We start from the raw sequence: 5,242 nt of genomic DNA on the forward strand, positions 1-5,242 counted from the left end.
AAGAGAAGCCGGCATCTACCTATTTTCACAGGCCGTTTCCAGCCAACTATCTTCGGCACAAGTGAGCTTAACTTCTGTGTTCGGAATGGGAACAGGTGGTTCCTCACCGTCATCGACACCGGCCATTCCTGACCAACGTCAGCTTCTCTTTCTTAGAAGGCATATACCTTCAAAACTGAATATCGAACTGCTTTCAGCAAATGAAGTATCAATCGAAAATGGGGTCAAGCCCTCGACCTATTAGTACACGCTTGCTCAATGACTCGCGCCACTTACACATTGTGCCTATCAACCTTGTAGTCTTCAAGGGGTCTTACCTGATTATCTCAGTGGGATATCTTATCTTAAGGCCGGCTTCACGCTTAGATGCTTTCAGCGTTTATCCGATCCGAACATAGCTGCCCAGCTGTGCCACTGGCGTGACAACTGGTGCACCAGAGGTTCGTCCATCCCGGTCCTCTCGTACTAGGGACAGCGCCTTTCAAATATCCTGCGCCCACGACAGATAGGGACCGAACTGTCTCACGACGTTCTGAACCCAGCTCGCGTACCGCTTTAATTGGCGAACAGCCAAACCCTTGGGACCGAATACAGCCCCAGGATGCGATGAGCCGACATCGAGGTGCCAAACCTCCCCGTCGATGTGGACTCTTGGGGGAGATCAGCCTGTTATCCCCAGGGTAACTTTTATCCGTTGAGCGATGGCATTTCCACTCACATACCACCGGATCACTAACTCCGACTTTCGTCTCTGCTCGACCCGTCAGTCTCGCAGTCAGGCTGGCTTTTGCGTTTGCACTCTCTCTCCTGGTTTCCGTCCAGGACGAGCCAACCTTTGAACGCCTCCGCTACTCTTTAGGAGGCGACCGCCCCAGTCAAACTGCCCACCTAACAATGTCCCCCGCCTTGATTCAAAGGCGCAGGTTAGAATTCCAATGTCGCAAGGATGGTATCCCAACGGCCGCTCCATGAATGCCAAAGCACTCACTTCCCAGCGTCCCATCTATCCTGTGCATGCAACACCGAAACCCAATATTAGGCTACAGTAAAGCTCCATGGGGTCTTTCCGTCTTGTCGCGGGTAACCGGCATCTTCACCGGTACTACAATTTCGCCGGGCGGGCTGTTGAGACAGTGCCCAGATCATTACGCCTTTCATGCGGGTCAGAACTTACCTGACAAGGAATTTCGCTACCTTAGGACCGTTATAGTTACGGCCGCCGTTCACTGGGGCTTCAATTCAATGCTTGCACATCTCCTTTTAACCTTCCAGCACCGGGCAGGCGTCAGCTCGTATACGTCATCTTTCGATTTAGCACAAACCTGTGTTTTTGGTAAACAGTTGCCTGGGCCTATTCTCTGCGGCTCACTTTCATGAGCACCCCTTATTCCGAAGTTACGGGGTCAACTTGCCGAGTTCCTTAACAACCCTTCTCCCGTTGGCCTTAGAATCTTCTTCCTACCTACCTGTGTCGGTTTGCGGTACGGGCACCTTAGATATACACGCAGCTTTTCTCGCCTCTTATCCAGCCGGACTTCGGTACTAAATTTCCCTCGATCTCTACCAGAACCAACACCTGGCTCCGACCTTCTAAAAGTGTCCCTGCGCTTAAATCTTTCGGTGGGGACGGAATCTCTACCGTCTGTGCATCGGCTACGCCTTTCGGCCTCACCTTAGCTCCCGCCTAACTTGGAGCGGACGAACCTTCCTCCAAAAACCTGAGGTTTCCGGCCATGATGATTCTCACATCATTCGCGCTACTCATTCCGGCATTCTCACTTCTGTAAACTCCACAGCCGCTTCCGCTACTGTTTCTCCGCTTACACAACGCTCCCCTACCCCGCACTAAAAGTGCAGCCTAAGCTTCGGTTTGTATCTTAGCCCCGTTAAATTTTCCGCGCAGAGACGCTCGACCAGTGAGCTATTACGCACTCTTTAAATGAGTGGCTGCTTCTGAGCCAACATCCTGGTTGTCTGCGTATTTCCACATCGTTTTCCACTTAGATACAATTTGGGACCTTAGCTGTAGATCTGGGCTGTTTCCCTTTTGACAATGAGATTTATCTCACACTGTCTGACTCCCATGCATCAATATTCCGGCATTCTTAGTTTGATAGGCTTCGCTATCCTCTCGGACGCTAGGCCATTCAGTGCTTTACCTCCGGATATCTAACATGAGGCTAGCCCTAAAGCTATTTCGGGGAGAACCAGCTATCTCCGAGTTCGATTGGAATTTCTCCGCTACCCACAATTCATCCGCCGCCTTTTCAACGGAGGTCGGTTCGGCCCTCCATGAAATTTTACTTTCACTTCAGCCTGATCATGGGTAGGTCACCCGGTTTCGGGCCCATTGCACGCTACTAAACGCCCTGTTTAGACTCGCTCTCGCTACGCCTCCAGTCCTTAAGACCTTAAGCTCGCAACGTACAATCGCTCGCCGGACCGTTCTACAAAAAGTACCATATCACCCTTTGACGGGCTCTATGTGCTTGTAGGCACAAGGTTTCAGGTTCTCTTTCACTCCCCTCCCGGGGTCCTTTTCACCTTTCCTTCACAGTACTATACGCTATCGGTCACTGGGTAGTATTTAGGGTTGGAGGGTGGTCCCCCCATGTTCCGACCAGGTTTCACGTGTCTGGCCGTACTCTGGATCCTGCGCAGCTGTCAGAACTTTTACCTACGTGACTCTCACACTCTTTGGTTGGCCTTCCCATGCCATTCTGTTAACTCTTTCAGTCCTTAAAGCAGTCCGTACCCCGAAAGGATTTCTCCTCTCGGTTTGCCCTCTTCCGCGTTCGCTCGCCACTACTTACGGAATCTCGTTTGATGTCTCTTCCTCGCCCTACTTAGATGTTTCAGTTCAGGCGGTTCCCTTCCAATACCTATGGATTCAGTATTGGATAATGGAGTATGAACTCCATTGGGTTGCCCCATTCAGATATCTCCGGATCAATGGATGTTTGCTCCTCCCCGAAGCTTTTCGCAGCTTACCACGTCTTTCATCGGCTCCCAGTGCCAAGGCATTCACCTTGCGCCCTTTTTAGCTTGACCGTTTTCTCAATTGATTCTCCATTTGCCAACAAGATTTTTTACCGCTTGGTGAAATTGTTCCCTAACTTTATCAGTTAGCTAATTAATTTTACTTGGGGATCTTCGTCTATCTCTAGACTCTGATCAAAATCTTATTTCGCAGTTCTATATTCAGTTTTCAAGGTACATGTCGTAAGACTTTGTGGGTTCCCCCATCACTAGGTGAACCCCGTGGTGGGCTGAAATGGACTCGAACCATCGACCTCTCGGTTATCAGCCGAGTGCTCTAACCAGCTGAGCTATCAGCCCAAATGGTGGAGATAAAGGGATTCGAACCCTTGACCCCCTGCTTGCAAAGCAGGTGCTCTCCCAACTGAGCTATACCCCCACGCCATTGCGATCGGGTGTCGCTTCTTCGTCTTACCTGAGGTTCCTTTTGCAAGGCCCTCAAAATTGAACAATAACTGAAACTTACTTTAACCTGTCCGAAATATCTAGACCAGCTAGATCTTTCGTCTGACTCCCTAGAAAGGAGGTGATCCAGCCGCACCTTCCGATACGGCTACCTTGTTACGACTTCACCCCAATCACCAGTTTTACCTTCGGCGACGTCCTCCTTGCGGTTAGACTATCGACTTCGGGTCCCCCCGGCTCTCATGGTGTGACGGGCGGTGTGTACAAGGCCCGGGAACGTATTCACCGCGGCATGCTGATCCGCGATTACTAGCAATTCCGACTTCATGCAGGCGAGTTGCAGCCTGCAATCTGAACTGAGACGTTGTTTTTGAGTTTTGCTCCACCTCGCGGTCTTGCTTCTCTTTGTTTAACGCCATTGTAGTACGTGTGTAGCCCAGGTCATAAAGGGCATGATGATTTGACGTCATCCCCACCTTCCTCCGTTTTGTCAACGGCAGTCTCGCCAGAGTCCTCTTAACGTAGTAACTGGCAATAAGGGTTGCGCTCGTTGCGGGACTTAACCCAACATCTCACGACACGAGCTGACGACAACCATGCACCACCTGTCTCGATGTCCCGAAGGATTTCACACATCTCTGTGCTATGCATCGGATGTCAAGACCTGGTAAGGTTCTTCGCGTTGCTTCGAATTAAACCACATACTCCACTGCTTGTGCGGGCCCCCGTCAATTCCTTTGAGTTTCAACCTTGCGGTCGTACTCCCCAGGTGGATTACTTATTGTGTTAACTGCGGCACTGAGGGGGTCAATCCCCCAACACCTAGTAATCATCGTTTACGGCATGGACTACCAGGGTATCTAATCCTGTTTGCTACCCATGCTTTCGAGCCTCAGCGTCAGTTGGTGCCCAGTAGACCGCCTTCGCCACTGGTGTTCCTCCCGATATCTACGCATTCCACCGCTACACCGGGAATTCCATCTACCTCTGCACTACTCAAGAAAAACAGTTTTGAAAGCAATTCATGGGTTGAGCCCATGGTTTTCACTTCCAACTTGTCTTCCCGCCTGCGCTCCCTTTACACCCAGTAATTCCGGACAACGCTTGCACCCTACGTTTTACCGCGGCTGCTGGCACGTAGTTAGCCGGTGCTTTCTTGTTAGGTACCGTCATTATCGTCCCTAACGACAGGAGTTTACAATCCGAAAACCTTCTTCCTCCACGCGGCGTCGCTGCATCAGGGTTTCCCCCATTGTGCAATATCCCCCACTGCTGCCTCCCGTAGGAGTCTGGGCCGTGTCTCAGTCCCAATGTGGCCGTTCAACCTCTCAGTCCGGCTACCAATCGTCGCCTTGGTGGGCCGTTACCTCACCAACTAGCTAATTGGACGCGAGTCCATCCTAAAGCGAATAAATCCTTTTCCCTCAGTACCATGCGGTACCGTGGGCTTATGCGGTATTAGCAGTCGTTTCCAACTGTTGTCCCCCACTCCAGGGCAGGTTACTCACGCGTTACTCACCCGTTCGCCACTAAGCTTAAAAAGCAAGCCCTCTAAGCTCCGTTCGACTTGCATGTGTTAGGCGCGCCGCCAGCGTTCGTCCTGAGCCAGGATCAAACTCTTTATAAATGGTATTTATCACTCATAAAGTGTTAAATCTCGTTCACTCAGACACAATCGCTTGCGTCCTGTATGAATTACTTGTTTGCCGATCTCTCGGCTTTGGAATTGTTTTTCGTGATTTTCCATCACGTTTAAGGTTCCACAAGTTTCAGTATTGTTCAATTTTCAAGGTCCTGC

At 50.7% G+C, this 5,242-nt stretch carries 2 tRNA genes and 3 rRNA genes; all 5 read right to left on the reverse strand.

Features of this window, described 5'->3' with window-relative positions:
- Positions 1 to 6: 6 nt before the first annotated feature.
- The 5 genes from rrf to C4885_RS15350 all read right to left on the reverse strand — a co-directional run bounded on the left by rrf (position 7) and on the right by C4885_RS15350 (position 5,071).
- Positions 7 to 123, reverse strand: a 5S ribosomal RNA gene (gene rrf, locus C4885_RS15330).
- 97 nt (positions 124 to 220) lie between these two features.
- Positions 221 to 3,051: ribosomal RNA gene (locus tag C4885_RS15335) — 23S ribosomal RNA — on the reverse strand.
- 211 nt (positions 3,052 to 3,262) lie between these two features.
- Positions 3,263 to 3,339 (reverse strand) — tRNA-Ile (locus C4885_RS15340).
- A gap of 3 nt (positions 3,340 to 3,342) precedes the next feature.
- Positions 3,343 to 3,418 (reverse strand) — tRNA-Ala (locus tag C4885_RS15345).
- 140 nt (positions 3,419 to 3,558) lie between these two features.
- A 16S ribosomal RNA gene (locus tag C4885_RS15350) occupies positions 3,559 to 5,071 on the reverse strand.
- The 16S, 23S and 5S rRNA genes sit together here with 2 tRNA genes alongside, the layout of an rRNA operon.
- Positions 5,072 to 5,242: the final 171 nt, after the last annotated feature.

It is taken from the genome of Subdoligranulum sp. APC924/74 (assembly GCF_003324125.1).
Taxonomy (GTDB): Bacteria; Bacillota; Clostridia; order Oscillospirales; family Ruminococcaceae; genus Gemmiger; species Gemmiger qucibialis.